The following is an 18,247-nucleotide window of genomic DNA, read 5'->3' as shown; positions in this document are numbered from 1 at the left end:
TTATTCAGCGTTCAATATTCGCTATTCCTTTGGTATTCATTCTGAACGAAGCGTCTTCACCGGATTCATCAAGGCCGCTTTAATGCTTTGGAAACTGACGGTCAGTAGGGCAATTCCGACGGCCAGGATGCCGGCCAGCGCGAAAATCCACCAGGACAGATCGATTTTATAGGCAAAGTCGTCCAGCCAGCTCGAAACCGCATACCAGGCGATGGGCGCGGCAATGACGATGGCGATCCCCACGAGTTTGAGGAAGTCTTTCGACAACAGGGCCACAATGCTGCCCACCGATGCGCCCAATACTTTCCGAACCCCGATTTCTTTGGCGCGTTGCGCGATGGTATACGACGACAATCCGAACAAACCCAGCGAAGCAATCAAAACCGCTAAGAAAGAAAAGAACGTGGTGATTTTACCAAACACCTGATCATCCCGGTATTGGTGATTAAATTGCTCATCCATAAAGAAGTACGAGAAATTATTACCGGGGAAAAATTCCCGGAATTTCTGTTCGATCTGGTCAATCGTCTTTTCCGGATCGGTCGATGCGATTTTGAACGAATAATAACCGCCGTTGGTGTAGAAAGGCTGGAAAACAATAGGTTCAATCGGGTGCCGCAACGACTGCTGGTGAAAATCGCTGACCACGCCGACAATTTCCCAATCCCGGCCAAAAAACGTGATTTTCTGACCAATGGCCGAAGCCGCATCGGGCAAGCCCAGCAATTTGGCCGTAGAGAGATTGATCACCGTATTTTTCACTTTTCGACCATCCGGGTTGGCGTCGGTTGTGATGAAATTTCGACCTGCCAGCACCCTGATCTGGTAGGTGTCGAAAAAGTCCAGGTCAATCGCCATTCGGCTGACGGCTACGCCCGTTTCCTGATTCGACCCAACCCGTTTCACGTTGAACGAACGCGGCAGGCGCTTTCCAAACAGGTTCATGGAAGCCGAAGCGGCTTTGATGGCGGGATACTGTTTTGCTTCCAATTTGAAGGTATTGATCCGATCGATGGCGGTCGAATCCCAGCGGGTCAGATCGGGGCCGGAAACGACCAACACCTGATCCATGTTGAAACCAAGGTTCTCTCTGCGCATAAATTCGAGCTGCCGAAATACGATAAACGTCCCGATAATCAGGACAACCGAAGCCGTGTATTGAAAAACCACCAGCGATTTCCGAACCCAGATTCCTTTGGCCGACCGCTTGAAACTGCCTTTCAGCACCTGAATGGCCTGAAAAGCCGACAAGGCAAAAGCCGGGTAAAAACCGGATAAGAACAGCCCCAGCGCAAACACGCCTACCAACGCCAATGCCATGGCACTTCCGCCATAGCCTTGACCCATCAGCAACGACAGTGACAGCGGCTTCTCAACCAGCTCATTCAAAACCGGTTGCAGCGAAACCGTTAGTAACAAAGCGAGAACCAGCGCAAACAGGTTCAGCAAAACCGATTCTGACAAAAACTGCCCGATCAGTTGCCCCGACGTGGCCCCGGCCACTTTTCGTACGCCCACTTCTTTGGCCCGCTCCAGCGACCGCGCCGTGGCCAGATTGATGTAATTGATCCAGGCAATGAGCAGGATGAAAGCCGCAATAATCAGCATCGTCCAAACCGCCTTTCCGTTGTTGACAATGCCAATTTCGTACTCGTAATCGGAGTAAAGATGCGCTTTCCGCAGGGGTTGCAGAGCGAATTTCTCCACACTTCCCGACACCTTGTCACCCTGGAAATACCGATTACTGAAGGCCGGAAATTTTTGCTCCAAAGCTGCCGCGTCGCTGCCAGGTTTTAGCTTCAGGTAATGCCACATATCCGACCCGTCCCAACTGGTTTTCACCCAGTCGCCCCAGGTCCTGACCAGGGTTTCGTACGAAATCAGCGTATTGAATTGCAGGTGCGACGTGGCCGGAATATCTTTCATGATGCCCGTGATGCGAAACGGTTCGGTGTCCAGATCGACATACAGGGATTGGCCAATCAGCCGGGCGTACTCTTTGGGCTCCACGCCGAAAATCCGCTTCGCATTGCTCTCGGTCAACACCATACTGTTTGGCGCTTTCAGGGCGGTTTTTGCGTCGCCAGCCAGCAGGGGGAAGTTGAAAAAAGTCAGGAAATGATCATCCACGTAAAAGAGCTGTTCTTCCTGAAAAATCGACTTCTCCCTCCGAATCTTCACCGTCCCGCCGTTGACCATCGTGGTGTAGGCATCCACCTCCTGGTAATCCTGCGCCATCGTTTTGCCGATGGTCGGGTACGTAATGGTACCGTGCTGAATGCGTTTTCCCTGCTGGAAACGGTCGTTCGTGACGCGGTAGATCCGGTCGATGTCGGTATGAAACTGGTCGAAACTCAGTTCAAAACTGACATACTGCAAAATCATCAGACAAGCCGTTATGCCGACCACCAATCCGGTCAGATTGACCAACGAAAAAACCTTGTTTTTCAGCAGGTTGCGAAAAGCGATTTTGAGATAATTGCGGATCATATCCGGGCGAAGCGATGAGGGTTGGGAATACTCGTTTTTAAAAGACCGTCGGCGCACAAACGGCGGCAAAACCGACACGACATTGAGCACATAGCGCACCGTGGCCTCGGTTTTGCCCGCCCGCCGATGCCAGTAGGTGTACAATTCATCCAGATCACCCTCGACTTCCTCCAGCGTTTCCGACGGATGAAGCCAGACCAAAAGCCGCTGCGCCCAGCGGGGCGGATGTGGGGGATTTGAGAAGTTCATAGTCCAAGTAGTAATAATGAATACCGAACGCTGAATAACGAATATCGAAATTCGGCGGGGTTACATCGATATTCGTTATTCAGCGTTCATGATTCGATATTCCTTTGGTATTCATTCTGAACGAAGTGATTTCACCGGATTCATCAGCGCGGCTTTGATGCTTTGGTAGCTGACCGTCAGGAGCGCAACGCCGACAGCCAGAAGGGCAGCCAAGGCGAAAATCCACCACTGCATTTCGATTCGGTAGACGAAACTCTCCAGCCAGTAGTTCATGGCGTACCAGGCCAGCGGGCTGGCAATCACCAACGCAATCACCACCAGTTTCAGGAAGTCTTTGGAAAGCAGCGCCACGATGCTGGCAACGGAGGCCCCCAGCACTTTCCGAACGCCAATTTCTTTGGTGCGCTGCTCCGCCGTAAACGCCGTCAGACCAAACAAACCGAGGCACGACACCAGAATCGTCAGGATGGCAAAGCAGAGAATAATGCGCCCGATGCGCTGCTCGGAGCGGTATTGCGCATCCAGATCCTGGTCCACAAAACCGTAGCTGATGGGATGATCGGGATCGATTTTTTTATATACGCTCGTGATGTCGCTCAGCGTTCGCGCCACCAAACCGGGTTTGGTTTTGACCAGCAGCGTAAAATAGAACTCTTTGGGCCGGAACCGAAAAATGAAGGGTTCGATACCGACGTGCAAAGGCCGGAAATGGAAATCTTTCACCACGCCAACGATGGTGCCATCCGTCCCCCAGAATTTGACCCGTTTTCCCACCGCACGCACGGGTGTCCACCCCATGCGTTTGGCGGCCGTTTCGTTGATGAGGTAGGCTCCCAGCTTTGACAAGGTGTCGCTGGTGATTTGGGCCGAGAAATTCCGGCCCGCAACCAGCGACATGCCGACGGTTTTCACAAAATCGGCATCGACATTCATGTTGGTAATCAGAAACTCATCTTTCGGCACCTGCCCCTCCCATTCAATCGTCGAGCTGTTGTTCATATTGACCAGATTGCTCGTCGCAGTCGATACCTGTTCAACCCCCGGCAACTGCTCCACTTCCCTTTTGAGTAGCTGCGACTTTCCGCGCAAATCGCCTTTGAGTCGCACGTACAACAACTGCGATTGATCGAATCCCAATTTGGTATTCTGCATGTAGGACAACTGCCGATAGATTACGATGGTACTGATTGCCAGCACGATGGACAACACAAATTGCCCGATCACCAGCGTTTGCCGAAAACCCCGCCCGGCTTTGACGTTCGAAAAATGGCCCGCAACGCCAGCTTTGAGCACCCGGATGGGCCGGAAAGAAGAGAGGAAAAAAGCCGGGTAGAGGCCCGTCAGCAAACTGACAAAAGCGGTGAATCCGGCCAGCGTGAGCCAGAAAACCGGAAGCCGATACGGAACCTCCAGGTTTTTGTTCGCCAGATCGTTGAACAGCGGCAACAGCAATTGGGCCAGTGCCAGCGATACTGCCACGGCCAATACGGTCATCAGCAGGGCTTCGCCTAGAAACTGTGTCACCAGACTCCCCCGCTGCGCCCCGACGCTTTTCCGAACGCCCACTTCTCTGGCCCGCTGCGAAGCCCGCGCCGTGGCCAGGTTGATGAAATTGATCACCGCAATGAGCAACACCATCAGCCCCACCGTGACGAAGATGCGGATGTAGGCAATATCACTGCGCCGGCCGTGGTCGGTTTCGAACGCAAATTTCGAGTATAAATAGATTTCCGACAGTGGTTGCAGCAGCAGGGGCGTTTCGTTGCCCGCATCATACCGTTTGAGCTGGTGCCGGACTTTATCCGCAAACGCGGTCGGGTCGGCAGGATCGCCCGACGGATCGGGTTTGAGCTGAACGTAGGTATGGTAGCTGTTGCTGTTCCATTTCATGCTCCATTCGTCGTTCCGTTCGAGCCATTTGAAGGGCAGCAGGACGTCAAACTCAATGTGCGACTGAACCGGCGGATTGGCCGCCACGCCCACCAGCATGAGCGTTTGCTCATTGTTGAGTTTGACCGACTGCCCGAGCACGTTCTGCTGCCGCCAGTTGGCTCCGAAAAACCGCTCGGTCATGGCCTCACTGAAAATCACTTCATGGGGCGCCCGGAAAACCGTCAGCGGATTTCCCAGCAGAAGCCGGTAACTGAACATTTTGAAAAAACCGGGGTCAACCACCAGCATCTGATTCGATTCGACTGACTGGCGGCCCTGGCTCAGCAAACCCGACCACCGCCCGACGCGGGTGACCTGCTGCACGTCCGGAAAATCTTTCGTGAGGGTGGCCGCCAACGGACCGGGCGTGGCGGCTACATCAAAAATTCCGCCCGGTTGGTGCTGCTTTTCGACCAGGCGGTAAATGTGCTCGTAGTGGGTGTTGAACCGGTCGTAGCTCAGTTCATCGTATACGTATAGGGAAATCAGCAGGCAGCAGGCCATGCCGAGGGCCAAACCGCCGATGTTGATGAACGAATACACCCGGTTTTTGATCAGATGTCTGAGCGCAATTTTGAAGTAGCTCTGAAGCATGGCAGGGTGAAGGTTTGAAGGGGTTTGGTTCGTTTCTCTACGTTGCCGTCGGCGCACGAACGGCGGCAAAACCGACACGACATTGAGCACATACCGCACCGTAGCCTCGGTTTTGCCCGTCCGCCGATGCCAGTAGGTGTATAGTTCATCCAGATCGCCCCCGACTTCCTCCAGCGTTTCCGACGGATGAAGCCAGGCCAGAAGTCGCTGCGCCCAGCGGGGCGGTTGTGGGTGGATAGGCGGTTTCATGAGCCGCCGAGTTTCAGGGTGTTGGGAGGAAGCAGTTGCCAGAGTTCGTTGCGGAGTTGCTGAATGTCCTGCAACGCCCGGCTGCCCAGTGCCGTGACCTTGAACAGCCGCTTGCGTCGGCCACCCCGTTCGGCGGTGGACCCGCCGAGCAGGGAAGTCACAAACCCTTTTTCTTCCAGGCGGATGAGCGTGTTGTGAACGGTTCCGAACGTCACCTGGCGGCCCGTATGCTGCTCAATCTCCTGGCTGACGGTTACGCCATAGGCATCGCCGTCGAGAATGGCCACCATCAACAAAACGATCTCTTCAAACTCTCCTAAATAAGTACGACGCATCGGGTTTCGGCATTAGTCTCTATTTTATCGTACAAATCCTTTGCCAAATCCGTTAATAAGCTATTTCTGTTCTATTTCAGCGTATTCTCACCGAACGGGTGTCCAAATACGGACAGTTTTCGTCCCGAAACGGACACGTTACAACCGCTGACAGCGTCGGACCGTCGCCACGGTCGAAGACCCTGTCAGCGGTTGCAAAGACGGAATGAACAGAAAATGTCGGAAACGGTCAAAGACCCAGGATACGATTGCCCAAACAAAAAAGCCGGAAACGAGGCAGTTTCCGGCTTTTTACTTCCAGGGACATTTTTAACTACTTTGCAATGATCACTTTAACGGCTTTCTGAACATTTTCGCCTTTCAGGGAACAGAAATACAACCCGGCGGCCACATCCTGCAAAGTCACTTTCAGGTGGTATTTGCCAATCGCGTGGTGTTTGCGGGCCACCAGCGTCTGAATGATTCGGCCCTGTCCATCCACCAGATCGATACCGGCATTGCCAGCCGACAGCAATTGGTACAAGACCGTTAGTTCGACCGTGGCCGGATTCGGCGTCACCATCAGTTGCTCGTTGCCCAGCAACTCATCCGTTCCGGCCACGCCCACGGTTTGCACGCCCGCCGTTGGTTTGACGGTAGCGGCCGCACTGGGATCGATCAGAACCGGTTTTGTAAACTCGATTTTTTTCTGAACGTCATTTTTGCAATACCGCTCTTCGGCCCGGACAAAGGCTTTAACGGGCGATTGAATGGCCATTTCGTTGCTGATGTTGCTGCCGAATCGGCTTAAAATATCCTTTTGAATTTTTTCTCCGGTTTCTGCAATCCGCACCACGCCCTCCTGTTCGGTTGAAACAAAGGAGAAGAGCGGCACCGGCACACCCGCCGTAACGGCCCCGACATCCGTGGCCTGTGGAGCCATGCCCACCTGATGAACCGCCACATTCTCCATCGACGCCAGGGGCGAAAGGGCTTTTGACGTAAACAGTTCATTGTCAAACACAAAATCCTGCCAGGACCCGTTTATGCTCGTGATTTCAAGCGGAGAATCCCGCCCCGAACCGGCCTCCGGAGCCGTAAATCCATTGGGGGTTATGATGCTGAACTGGGCGGTTACCAGCCGGTGCGTATTGGATATGGAAGGCACATACCAGGCCGTGAAGCGCTGGGTGGCTTTGTCATATGTCAGCCGAAAGTCAACAGTCTGATCCTTCGCGTTTTTATGGGTGCATTGCGCCACCGTCACACGGGCTCCCAACAATCCCAATCCCAGGATCAAAGAAGCATTTCGCAGAATCTTCATCAGGCGCGTAGTCGTTTTCATAAGCGGTCTTTCGGTGTGTTCATTTTTATTATTGTACAAACATTATTATTTACGTCTATGTTTTTGTTGCCCTCACATTTTGCCCCTAAATCCCCTAAAGGACGGTCGGCCGCTGCCGGACTTTTTGCATCCGGTATAAGCTGTGTCCAAGTCCCCTTTAGGGGATTTAGGAGCAACAAGCGAAAGTCGTAATACTACTTTAGAAGTTTTTTGCTCCCGAAAGTCACTATTTTGAAGAGCAAAAAAGATTGAAAGGCATTCGCTACGAGCGGGGAACGACCCAGTTGCCGTGGTAATGGGCCTGAGCCAGCAGGTTGGCCTTCGCATTGCCAACAATCTGTTTTTTCTCAGCATCCCAGACCAGCTTCTCACCGGTTCGATAAGCAATGTTGCCCAGATGCGCGTGAAGGGCCACATCCCGACCTACTTCGACCGGACAGTTGGGCTGCTGCCGGGTCCGGACGCAGGTCACAAAGTTCTGCGTATGGTTGTCCAGATCCTTGCCATTCCCGAATTTTGGCGGCATGGCCGGAACCAAATAATTCCCCGCGTCGGTTTCCGGAAAAAGCTCCCATTTGGAACGGTCGATCACGACGGTTCCCAGATTTCCGACGAAAGCCACGCCGTGTTCACGGTCGAACGGGCCGCGCCCCGTGCCGAGCGACTGTTCCCAAAGCAGCGTGAAATTGCCGTAATCATAAATCACCTGCATCGTATCAGGTGTTTCGCTGGCATGGTCCGGAAAACCGTATTTTCCGCCCAGCGCCACGACGGTTTTGGGCGAACTGACGTTCATGCCCGCCAGCCCGATGTCGATCATGTGGGCGCCCCAGTCGGTCATCAGCCCCCCTGCATAATCCCAGAAATAGCGAAAACTGCGGTGAAACCGGTTCGGATTGAAGGGGCGTTTGGGGGCTGGTCCCAGCCAGAAGTCGTAATCGACACCCGCCGGAACGGGGCCATCGGGCATGGCCGGAAAAGTCTTCCCGTACGGCATATACGCCCAGGTTTTCACCGAACGAATCCGCCCAATTTTGCCAGAGCGCACAAAATCCAGGGCCGCATTCCAGTGCAGACCGCTGCGTTGCCACTGCCCCACCTGCACAATGCGGTTGTGTTTTCGGGCCGCATCCACCATCAGGTTGCACTCTTCGATGGAATTGGCGAGCGGTTTTTCCACGTACACATCTTTACCCGCCTGGCAGGCGTAGACGGTTTGCAGACAATGCCAATGGTCGGGCGTTCCGATGATCACGGCGTCGATGTCCTTGTTTTCCAGCAGTTTCCGAAAGTCGCTGTACAGAAGCGGTTTTTTGCCCGACGATTTTTCCAGTTCAGCCGCGCGTTTGTTCAGCACGTTGCTGTCGATATCACACAAGGCGGCACACCGTACACCCGGCTGTTTGAGCATCGAGTTGAGGTCGGACCAGCCCATGCTGTTGCAACCAATCAGGGCCACCACCACCTCATCGGTCGGGGCGGTTTTTAAGGGCGCGGCAACGAGTTCGGTCAAAGCCGTCGTCAGGCCAACGCCGGTGGCGATTTGGGACGATTTCTGAAGAAATTTTCTGCGGGAAGTGGTCATCACGATTCAGGAATAGGAAAGCAGCAAATTAGTACAATACAGACTAATTTTATCATTCTTCCGGCAGGTTTTCCGAAACAGGCCCACATCCGGAGGAACTTACGATTCTCCGGTTGAAAAAGGCCAGAATCAACGTTGCCAATTTCATTGTAATTTTAGCGTTTGTTGTAACGCATACGACCCTTAAACCATGCAGATTACGATCAAAAACAAGCTGAACCAGCGCGAACTGTTCAGGATCAAACGGATGAAGGAGGTGATTAAAACCACCAACCCGCATGGTCACAAAGACTACCTCGAAATCATTTACCTGGACGCCGGTGCCGGTACGCACCAGATTGATTTCAACCGGTTTACCGTAAAACCGCATAGCCTGTATCTGGTGATGCCCGGGCAGATTCACAGTTGGGAACTGACCGAGATTCCGAAGGGATACGTGGTGATGGTGCAGAAGGATTTTTTGCTGGATCACCCTTTTTACGAAGCGCTGTTTCAGACGTTCCCACTGGCGTTTCCGAGCGGTTTTGACCTGAGCCATGTCCATCCGACCATCGTTGAACTCTTCCGGAGCATCGAGGTCGAATATGAACAGCAGAACAGTAACTACCAGGCCATCATCCAGACCTACCTCCAGTTGCTGCTCAACCTGCTGAAACGGGAAATCAAATCGGATGAAAGCCAGGTGCTTCCGGCCCTCTTAAAAGAGTTCTTCGCGCTGGTCGATGCGCAATTCAGAATCAACCGCGAAGTGGGCGAATACGCGCGACAATTGAATGTTACGTCTAAAACGCTCAACAACACCTGCCGGAAAATTGTGAACCGGACGGCGGGCGAAATCATCGACGAACGGCTGACGACCGAATCGAAAAAGCTCCTTTTGTATTCGTACCAAACCCTGAAAGAAGTGGCGTATGAGCTGGGCTTTACGGACCCCTCCCATTTTAACAAGTTCTTTAAACGCCAGACGGGCGTTTTGCCGAGCGTCTACCGGAAAGGAATTTCCTAAATGTACCAGTTTACGGCTGTAATCTACAAAACCGCCTGACATAGCGGGATATACCTTTGCCTCTGACTAACTCACAAGGCGAAGGTATACTTCCAATGAAATTTTTTGTAACCCTGCTGGCCGCATTTCTGGCGATCTCATTTGCCCAGGCCCAAAGTTCCGGATCGGTTACCGGCAAAATGGTCGATCAGGAAACCAACCGCCCCTTGCCGTTTGGCTCGGTAGCACTCTATAAAAGCCAGGATTCGACCCTGGTGAATGGAACGCTGACGGATGACGCGGGAAATTTCAAATTCGAAAACATTCCCGCTGTGCCGTATTACGTGGAAGCCCAGTACATCGGCTACCGCAAAAAACGGTTCAACTTTCCGGTTTCGGGCCAGTCAACCGTTTCTCAAACCATTGCATTACAGGCTGATACGCAGACGCTTCAGCAGGTGAATGTGCAGGGGGAACGGCAAACCGTCGACAATAAAATTGACCGGCAGGTCTACCGGGCGGATAAATTTATCAACAGCCAGGGTGGAACGGCCGTCGACGTCCTGAAAAACACGCCTTCCGTCACGGTCGACAGCGAAGGCGGCATTACGCTCCGGGGGTCGTCGGGCTTTCTGGTGCTGGTCAACGGAAAACCGGTTCAGACCGATCCGGCCCTGATCTTAAACCAGATTCCCGCCAATTCGATTGAAAACGTCGAAGTGATCACCTCCCCCTCGGCCCGGTTTGACCCGGACGGCAAGGGCGGCATCATCAACATTACGACAAAAACCGCACAGGCCGGTCAGCGGTCTTTTTCGGCCAATATCCAGGGCGGTTTGCCTTCGCTGTATACCTACGACAACCTGAACAAGCCCGTCCGGTTTGGCGCCGATGCCACGTTCAGTATGAGGTCTGCCAAATGGGATGTTACGGTGAGCGGTAATTATTTCCGCAACGACATCGCCGGTCGGCGGGTGGGGGATGTCAACACCACCATCGGAAATCGCTTTACGTCTTTCCCCTCGGTGGGCGAGCGGAGTTTTATCCGGTATAACTACACGGGCCGGGCGTCGGCGACGTACACGCCCAACGAAAACAACGCGTTTTCGGCGGGGTTCTACACTGGTTTTCGCTCCCAGTCGCGCCGGGCCGACATCGTTTACGACAACACCAAAACCGACCTTGTTACGGGGGATGTCATCGGCCGGATCTCGTATTTTAATTCGAACATTGCCCGCAAGACCAGCGCCATTACGCTCGGCAACCTGGATTATAGCCACACTTTTTCCAATAAATCCCTCCTTACGGTTTCCGGGCTCTTCGAAAAGGCCGATCTGGACGGGTTGACGACCAACGCAAACCTGCGGATGCCCGACCGGCAGACGGTTTTGCAAAACACCCGCAACCCCAGCCAGAATCCGCTGAATGCCTACCGGCTGAAGGCCGACTACGCCGTTACGGTGGGCAAGGGCAAGCTCGAAACCGGTTACCAATACCGCAACCAGGTTCAGCAAGGCAATTTTCAGTACCTCGACCAGAATCTGGAAACCGGCGCGTTTGTTGTGGTTCCCCAGTTCAGCAGCACAACGAAGGTTCTCAACGAGATTCATTCGGTGTACGGGCAGTATTCGGCCAAAACCGGGAAGCTGGAATACATCGGCGGGCTGCGGTATGAATACGCCACGCGGGCCTTTACGGCGGGGAATCAGGAAACCCGGAACCTGAATTTATCTAACCTGTTCCCGTCGCTGAATGTCCAGTACGCGATCAGCAAAACGCTGCGGGCCAAAGCCGGATACAGCAAACGGGTGCAACGCTCGACCAACAACGAACTGAATCCGTTCCCGGAGCGCGAACACTCCGAAACCCTCGAATCCGGCGATCCCAACATTCTGCCGGAGTTCATCGACCTCTCGGAAATCGGACTGATTAAGGATTTTGATAAGGGCAATCTCTTCGTAACACTTTACAATCAGCGGATTAAAAATGTGGTCAACCGCGTCAACAGCGTCTACAACGACACGATTCTGAACCGGATTTATACGAATGCCGGGCTGGCCACGTCCTGGGGACTGGAAGCCGGAACGACCCTGAATCTGACGAAAGCCTGGCAGGTGTATGCGGGCGGAAACGTGTACCGCTACCAGATCAAGGGGGCGCTGTTCAACAACGCCGTGATCGTGAATACGTCCAGTATGGTCTATTCCATCAATGCCAATACGACGGTCCGGCTGTCGCCCACGTTTCAGGTCCAGGCCACCCTGAATTACCTCTCGAAACGAATCACAGCCCAGGGTGAAGATTCCCGGTTTATCATTCCGGGTGCATCGGCCAAAAAGACCTTTTTGAAGGGCCGGATGACGGCCACCCTGCAATGGCAAAACATCGACCTGGGCATGCTGGGCACCAACCAGCAACGCATCACGACCTTTGGCCGGAATTTTTATACCACAACCAACTACATTCAGGAAACCGATATTTTCCTGTTGAACCTCAGCTACACCTTCAACCAAACGTCTAAAAAGGCCCGGCTGCCAGCCAGCGAATTTGGGGAGAAGGAGTTTTAAACAGGCGGACGGCGGGGTGAACTCCGAACGGCATACGATCAATTTGACCCAAACAGCGCGGCCCTATCTCCCCAGCAATTTCCGGAACGGTTTCAGAATCAGCCCACCGATCCGGCGCACTGCCGTCGGAATCGTGATGCGCATCGCGTAGCCTTCGTTGTCCTGTTTGATATACTCGTCGATGTATTTGTTGGCGACCTTTTCGCCGGTGATGATGTTGGTAATCTGGCGCAGATACAATTTATCCAACGGCATGTCCGACTGTAACGGCGTGTAATACACGCAATCCTGAAAGAAGTAATGCGTTACCTGGCTGTAGCGGGTCGAACCCGGGGTCAGAATCTTCTCGCCACCGTGCAGCAAATTGGCGGCCCAGATGATGGCATGGCCTTTTTTCATGTTCAGAACGGCTTTCTTCAAATCCTGGGCTTCAATCATATCGCTCAAAAAATCAGCGTATTTGGGATAGGTCTTCCCGTAGGCTTCATCCAGACTTTTGGCCGACGTGGCCCGAATCCCGATGTCTGACAAATCATAAAATGGCAGCTTGTGACTACCGGGGTAATAGTGCAGCGGACCGTTGTCGTTGCGGACATCCTCCAGCGCTACCCAGACGCCACACATGAACCGCTGCGGAATCGAATGAAAGTGCATCGAATCGCTGTGGGTCCGTTGTTGCGTACCCAGTTTGAAGTTCAGCGTCTGAAACGGAATCGGTTCCCGGCGATAGAGTGTCCGCAGCACGTCCAGCACCTTCGGAGCGATGGCAATCTGCCGCACAGCGTCGACATCCCGCCAGGCATCCTGAATCCGGTCATCCTTGACTGCCAGGTGTTTAGGTTCCAGTTTTTCCAGGGCCGTGTTCAGAATCGACTCGTCAATATCCGGGTCGAAAACCACAAAACCGCCTTCCGCATACTGCGTTACAATGCGTTCCATTTCGGGACTTAAATTCGCTTTTTTTAATTCGGAGCGAAAAAAAGGAGACTCCGTCCACGGAAGATTCATGCTGTAATTTTCGGTAGATTGTGAGGTTGCCACGGCCATCGGAATAAAGAGGATTAAGGGTGTGAACCAAATTTGTAATGCGATTGATTAGCACGTCACTAATATGCTATAAAAGTAACTAATTATTTTTATTGGTTGGTTTATTCAGGATATTTGCCCCGGCAAACGTCCGGCGTTATCTTGCGCGATGTTCGACGAAAATACCATCCATACACTTCTCTGGCTTCTCATCGTTCTGCCCTTTCTGAGCGGCACCCTGAGCCTGTTGGCGGGTCGGCGAATCAATCTTTGGGCCGGGGGTGCAGCCGCAGCTCTGACACTGGCCGGACTGGGTTTGTCGGTCTTCGTGGCCACCCAAACCGGCACCGATGTGCTGACCCTCCGCACAGACTGGCTCCTGATTCCGGGTCGGGCGGTTCCCATCACTTTCCGGCTCGATTCGCTCACCCTGCTGATGCTGGTCATCGTGCATTTCATCGCCCTGCTGGTGCAGCTTTATTCCATTTCCTATCTGCACGACGAACAAGACCGCTACCGGTATTTCGGGTTTCTGAGTCTCTTCATCGGTTCCATGCTCGGCATTGTGCTGGCGGGTAATCTGATCGTTCTGTATGCCTTCTGGGAGCTGGTCGGCCTGTCGTCGTATCTGCTCATCGGTTTCTGGTTTCAAAAACCGGCTGCGGCTGCCGCGGCCAAAAAGGCGTTTATCATGAACCGCATCGGCGATGCGGGTTTTCTCCTCGGTATTTTTCTGCTGCTTTTTCAAGCGGGAACCACCGACCTGGCCGAACTCCCGGACCTGTTTGTTTCCAACGGGCCGCTGGCGACGCTGACCGGTTTTTGCCTCTTTTGCGGCTGTATCGGCAAATCGGCCCAGTTTCCGCTCACCACCTGGCTCCCCGACGCGATGGAAGGTCCGACGCCGGTTTCGGCCCTGATCCATGCCGCCACAATGGTGGCCGCCGGTATTTTCCTGCTCGCCCGCATCCACTTTTTACTGACGCCCGACGCCCTTCTGATCATCACTGGCATTGGCACAATCACGATGCTAATGGCAGCTTATTCGGCACTCTATCAAACCGATATTAAAAAAGTGCTGGCCTATTCCACCGTCTCGCAACTCGGCCTGATGGTGATCGGGATGGGAACCAGCAATGTAAGCGGAGCGCTTTTTCACCTGACGACCCACGCCTTTTTCAAAGCCGGACTGTTTCTGGCGGCCGGGTCGGTCATTCACGGCGTTCATACGCAGGACATGCGGCAGATGGGCGGTTTACGCAAAGCGATGCCGATCACCTTTATCGGTTGGGCGGTTTGCGCGGCTGCGCTGGCCGGAATCCCCTTTTTCTCCGGTTTTCTGTCGAAAGAAACCATTCTGACCGGCGCATTCGACTGGGCTGGTGGGCAGGGCGGTTTGGCCTATATCATTCCCATCCTCGCGGTTTTATCGTCCGGCTTAACAGCCTGTTACATGGCCCGGCAAGGTCGGCTGGTGTTTTTCGGTGACGCCCGAATCCCGGAAAACCGGGCGCACGAATCGGATCGGCTGCTGACGGTTCCGGTCCTGATGCTGGCGACTTTATCCATCGGCTTTGTGTTTGCCGGAAACCCGTTTTCAGCGGAACAGGGTTGGTTTTTTCGATTATTCCCCGCCGTCGGCGATCACGGGGGCCATCTGTGGATTGCGCTGCTTTCTATTTCGGTCGTTGCGCTGGGCTTGTGGCTGGGCTGGCAAATGCCGGTTTTGACAAAATCCAGTTCCCTGAGCCGGTTGTCGGAACACAACTGGTATCTCGACGGCTTCTACAAACGGCTGATCATCCGCCCGTTTGTTCGGTTGGCGTATCTTTCGTACGGTTTCGATCGCCGGGTCATCGACAAACTGGTTGATTTCGTCGGTATTAGCACCGTTGTGCTGTCGCACATGATTGGCTGGGCCGATCGCATGATTGTCGATGGGCTGGTCAACGGAGCGTCGTGGCTGGCGCAGCGGCTGGGCAACCTGACCCGATCGGTGCAAAACGGCCGGGTACAATCCTACATTGCGAGTGCAGTGGTGGGTTTATTAGTCATTCTCTGGTTTTTGATCTAGTCGGTTGCCGCGTTGGCGGTTTCCGGCAAACTATTATGCTGTCATCACTCCTGTTCATTCCTTTGCTCGGTTCGCTGCTCGTGGTTCTTTTACCCGACAGCCGAAAAAACGTTTATAAGTGGATTACCCTGGTTGCCTGTAGCCTGGAACTGCTGGTCTGCGGAGCGATTTATGCCGCTTTCGACCCCACGCTGGCCGACTACCAACTCCTCGAACGCTTCGACTGGATCAGCCTGCCGCTGGGTTCGCTTGGCGTCGTTTCCATCGATTATCTGGTGGGCATTGACGGCATAAGCCTGCCGCTGGTTTTGCTGACGGGTGCCGTCATGCTCGTCGGTGCCCTCTCCTCCTGGACCATCGATAAGCGCTTAAAAGCCTACCACGCTCTGTATCTGCTGCTGACGGCCACGATCATTGGCTGCTTTATTGCCCTCGACTTTTTCCTGTTTTTCCTCTTCTTCGAATTCATGCTGCTGCCGATGTATTTTCTCATCGGTTTGTGGGGTGGGCCGCGCCGGGAATATGCGTCCATCAAGTTTTTCCTGTACACACTGGCGGGTTCGGTGCTTATTCTGCTGGTGATGATCAGCCTGTATTTATCGGTCATGGACCCGGTCGAAACCGCTATCAACATCGGCCTGATCGGCGACCGCTCGGAAATCACCGACGACATCATCCGCCAGGTCCAGTTTCTGCTGGCCGACTACAAAATCCAGTCTCAGCAACTGGTGCACACCTTCGACCTGCGCTACATGGCCCACGGCGGCAATTACCTGCCCGATTCGTTTCTGGGGCCAACCGGCGAAATCATCGTGTTTGGCCTTCCGTCGCGGATGCTGGCTTTCCTCTGCGTTTTTCTGGGATTTGCCATCAAACTGCCCGTTGTGCCTTTTCACACCTGGCTTCCCGACGCCCACGTGGAAGCACCAACGCCGGTTTCGGTCGTGCTGGCGGGGGTGTTGCTCAAAATCGGGGGGTACGGTTTTCTGCGAATCGGCTGGGGACTGTTTCCCGACGGAGCCGCCGAATATGCGCTGCTATTAGCCGGTTTAGGGGTTATTTCGATTGTCTACGGCGGTTTCAACGCGCTGGCGCAGAGCGATCTCAAGAAAATGATTGCCTACTCGTCCGTCTCGCACATGGGTTTTGTACTGCTCGGTATAGCTTCCCTGACCTCCGAAGGCGTTAACGGAGCCGTCTACCAAATGGCGAGCCACGGCGTGTTATCGGCTATGCTATTCTTGCACACCGGCGTTCTCTACGACCGTACCCACGACCGGCGGATCGATAGCTACCGGGGTCTGGCCAGCACCATGCCCGCTTACACCGCCCTGACCGCCATTGCGTTTTTTGCCTCGCTGGGGTTACCCGGTTTTTCCGGTTTCGTGGGTGAACTCTTTACACTGATGGGCAGTTTCCAATCGCTCTGGCTCCCCGGCTGGATGACCGCCGTCGCCACGCTGGGCATCATTCTGGCGGCCGCGTATTTCCTCTGGACGCTCCAGCGCATGTTTTTCGGAACCCTCTGGTCGCGTTCCGAACTCACCGGTCAGCTTACGGATCTCGACACCCGCGAACGGCTCATGCTGATTCCGCTGGCGGTTCTGGCGTTGCTGCTGGGTTTATTCCCCAATCTGCTGTTCAATCTGTCCAACGCCACCGTTGCCCAGTGGATTCAGCGGTTTAGTGTGGAATAGTGATGTGAACGCGGATTAAACGGATGCAACGGATTTTCACGGATCAATCATTTTTTAATCCGCTCGATCCGTTCAATCCGCGTTCCTATCAAAATCTGTGGCTAAAAGTTTGTATCATTACTAGCCGTTAGCCCCCTTCCTTTCAGGGCTTTACAGGCTGCTGTTCCAAACTCACCACGGGCCAAAGCCCATTCTACTTAAAACTATGTTTCTGCTGATTCTTGGTGTTATAGCTCTCATTATTGGGTTTGCTGTAAATACTCCTTCGCTGGCCGTTGCCCGCTTCTCACGACCACTTAAAGTCGTCGGTATTATTTTGATTGTCATTGGGTTTCTTTCCTCCTCGGTTCGCCAGATCGATGCCGGAACGGTGGGCGTTCAGAGTTTGTTTGGGAGCGTGCAGGAGCGCGTACTGGAAAGTGGTCTGAGTTTCGTTAATCCACTCGTTTCCATTACCGAATTCGACATCAAGACGCAGAATTACACCATGTCCGGTACGCAGGACGAGAGCGGACAACAGGGCGATGATGCCATCCGGGTGCTGACCGCCGACGGTCTGGAAGTGGTCATCGACCTGACGGTTTTATACCGTGTCAATCCTTCCGAAGCGCCCCAGATTTACCGCAGCATCGGTACGGATTATTCCAACAAAGTCGTTCGGCCCATTACCCGGACCCGCATTCGGGACAACGCTGTTTATTACGATGCCGTCGCACTCTATTCCACCAAACGGGATGAATTCCAAAACCGCATCTACAAAACCATCGAATCTGACCTGACGAAACGCGGGCTGATGCTGGAACAACTGCTGATCCGGAATATCAACCTGCCCGCGTCCGTAAAAACCACCATCGAGTCGAAAATCAATGCCGAGCAGGACGCCCAGAAAATGCAGTTTGTTTTGCAAAAAGAGCGGCAGGAAGCCGAGCGAAAGCGCGTCGAAGCCCAGGGTATCGCCGATTACCAGAAAATTCTGGCAACGGGCTTATCCGACAAACAGTTGGTCTATGAACAGATCAAGGCTCAGCGCGAACTGGCCGCTTCGTCCAATGCCAAAATCATCGTTCTGGGCGGACGCGGAAATGTGCCGCTGATTCTGAATGATAAGTAATCTGATAGTCCATTCTAAACCCCATGCAG

11 protein-coding genes are annotated in these 18,247 nt (G+C 53.7%); 5 read left to right on the top strand and 6 right to left on the bottom strand.

The annotated features are described in order from the left end of the window. Positions 1-36: 36 nt before the first annotated feature. From ACO064_RS18425 to ACO064_RS18405, 5 genes are all read right to left on the bottom strand, one after another. Complete coding sequence (locus ACO064_RS18425; protein ID WP_421828701.1) at positions 37-2,739, bottom strand: ABC transporter permease; 2,703 nt, start codon at positions 2,737-2,739, stop codon at positions 37-39. Between the two features lie 111 nt (positions 2,740-2,850). Further along, positions 2,851-5,514 (bottom strand): ABC transporter permease, encoded by a 2,664-nt coding sequence (locus ACO064_RS18420; protein WP_421828700.1) that lies wholly within the window; start codon positions 5,512-5,514, stop codon positions 2,851-2,853. Then, entirely contained in the window at positions 5,511-5,849 is a 339-nt protein-coding gene (locus ACO064_RS18415; protein WP_114408301.1) for a PadR family transcriptional regulator, read from the bottom strand. The genes ACO064_RS18420 and ACO064_RS18415 overlap by 4 nt, the downstream gene beginning before the upstream one ends. A gap of 313 nt (positions 5,850-6,162) precedes the next feature. Beyond that, complete coding sequence (locus ACO064_RS18410) at positions 6,163-7,173, bottom strand: T9SS type A sorting domain-containing protein (RefSeq protein WP_421828699.1); 1,011 nt, start codon at positions 7,171-7,173, stop codon at positions 6,163-6,165. A 262-nt stretch (positions 7,174-7,435) separates the two neighbouring features. Beyond that, on the bottom strand, positions 7,436-8,758 hold the full coding sequence (locus ACO064_RS18405) for a Gfo/Idh/MocA family protein (protein WP_421828698.1): 1,323 nt from the start codon (positions 8,756-8,758) through the stop codon (positions 7,436-7,438). A gap of 190 nt (positions 8,759-8,948) precedes the next feature. Between ACO064_RS18405 and ACO064_RS18400 the strand changes: the two genes are divergently transcribed. Both ACO064_RS18400 and ACO064_RS18395 read left to right on the top strand, forming a co-directional pair. Then, positions 8,949-9,764 (top strand): helix-turn-helix domain-containing protein, encoded by an 816-nt coding sequence (locus ACO064_RS18400; RefSeq protein WP_421828697.1) that lies wholly within the window; start codon positions 8,949-8,951, stop codon positions 9,762-9,764. 95 nt (positions 9,765-9,859) lie between these two features. Continuing rightward, complete coding sequence (locus ACO064_RS18395) at positions 9,860-12,310, top strand: TonB-dependent receptor domain-containing protein (RefSeq protein WP_421828696.1); 2,451 nt, start codon at positions 9,860-9,862, stop codon at positions 12,308-12,310. A 63-nt stretch (positions 12,311-12,373) separates the two neighbouring features. Here the strand turns inward: ACO064_RS18395 and ACO064_RS18390 are convergent, their stop codons facing one another. Continuing rightward, positions 12,374-13,249 (bottom strand): phytanoyl-CoA dioxygenase family protein, encoded by an 876-nt coding sequence (locus tag ACO064_RS18390; RefSeq protein WP_421828695.1) that lies wholly within the window; start codon positions 13,247-13,249, stop codon positions 12,374-12,376. Between the two features lie 256 nt (positions 13,250-13,505). Between ACO064_RS18390 and nuoL the strand changes: the two genes are divergently transcribed. The 3 genes from nuoL to ACO064_RS18375 all read left to right on the top strand — a co-directional run bounded on the left by nuoL (position 13,506) and on the right by ACO064_RS18375 (position 18,218). Further along, positions 13,506-15,410: an NADH-quinone oxidoreductase subunit L gene (nuoL, locus tag ACO064_RS18385; protein ID WP_421828694.1), complete on the top strand. Its 1,905-nt coding sequence runs from the start codon at positions 13,506-13,508 to the stop codon at positions 15,408-15,410. A 35-nt stretch (positions 15,411-15,445) separates the two neighbouring features. Continuing rightward, positions 15,446-17,107 (top strand): complex I subunit 4 family protein, encoded by a 1,662-nt coding sequence (locus tag ACO064_RS18380; RefSeq protein ID WP_421828693.1) that lies wholly within the window; start codon positions 15,446-15,448, stop codon positions 17,105-17,107. Positions 17,108-17,312: 205 nt separating this feature from the next. Continuing rightward, positions 17,313-18,218 (top strand): prohibitin family protein, encoded by a 906-nt coding sequence (locus ACO064_RS18375; RefSeq protein WP_421828692.1) that lies wholly within the window; start codon positions 17,313-17,315, stop codon positions 18,216-18,218. Positions 18,219-18,247: the final 29 nt, after the last annotated feature.

It is taken from the genome of Larkinella sp. (genome assembly GCF_965227735.1).
In the GTDB taxonomy this organism is placed as follows: domain Bacteria; phylum Bacteroidota; class Bacteroidia; order Cytophagales; family Spirosomataceae; genus Larkinella.
The sequence above is the reverse complement of the archived record's forward strand: the minus strand, read 5'-3'. Positions and strand labels throughout refer to the sequence as shown.

Coding starts and splice junctions, on each gene's coding strand:
- ACO064_RS18420 (WP_421828700.1), bottom strand. CDS start 5,514: ATGAAACCGCCTATCCACCCACAACCGCCCCGCTGGGCGCAGCGACTT.
- nuoL (WP_421828694.1), top strand. CDS start 13,506: ATGTTCGACGAAAATACCATCCATACACTTCTCTGGCTTCTCATCGTT.
- ACO064_RS18425 (WP_421828701.1), bottom strand. CDS start 2,739: ATGAACTTCTCAAATCCCCCACATCCGCCCCGCTGGGCGCAGCGGCTT.
- ACO064_RS18375 (WP_421828692.1), top strand. CDS start 17,313: ATGTTTCTGCTGATTCTTGGTGTTATAGCTCTCATTATTGGGTTTGCT.
- ACO064_RS18380 (WP_421828693.1), top strand. CDS start 15,446: ATGCTGTCATCACTCCTGTTCATTCCTTTGCTCGGTTCGCTGCTCGTG.
- ACO064_RS18395 (WP_421828696.1), top strand. CDS start 9,860: ATGAAATTTTTTGTAACCCTGCTGGCCGCATTTCTGGCGATCTCATTT.
- ACO064_RS18400 (WP_421828697.1), top strand. CDS start 8,949: ATGCAGATTACGATCAAAAACAAGCTGAACCAGCGCGAACTGTTCAGG.
- ACO064_RS18390 (WP_421828695.1), bottom strand. CDS start 13,249: ATGGAACGCATTGTAACGCAGTATGCGGAAGGCGGTTTTGTGGTTTTC.
- ACO064_RS18405 (WP_421828698.1), bottom strand. CDS start 8,758: ATGACCACTTCCCGCAGAAAATTTCTTCAGAAATCGTCCCAAATCGCC.
- ACO064_RS18415 (WP_114408301.1), bottom strand. CDS start 5,849: ATGCGTCGTACTTATTTAGGAGAGTTTGAAGAGATCGTTTTGTTGATG.
- ACO064_RS18410 (WP_421828699.1), bottom strand. CDS start 7,173: ATGAAAACGACTACGCGCCTGATGAAGATTCTGCGAAATGCTTCTTTG.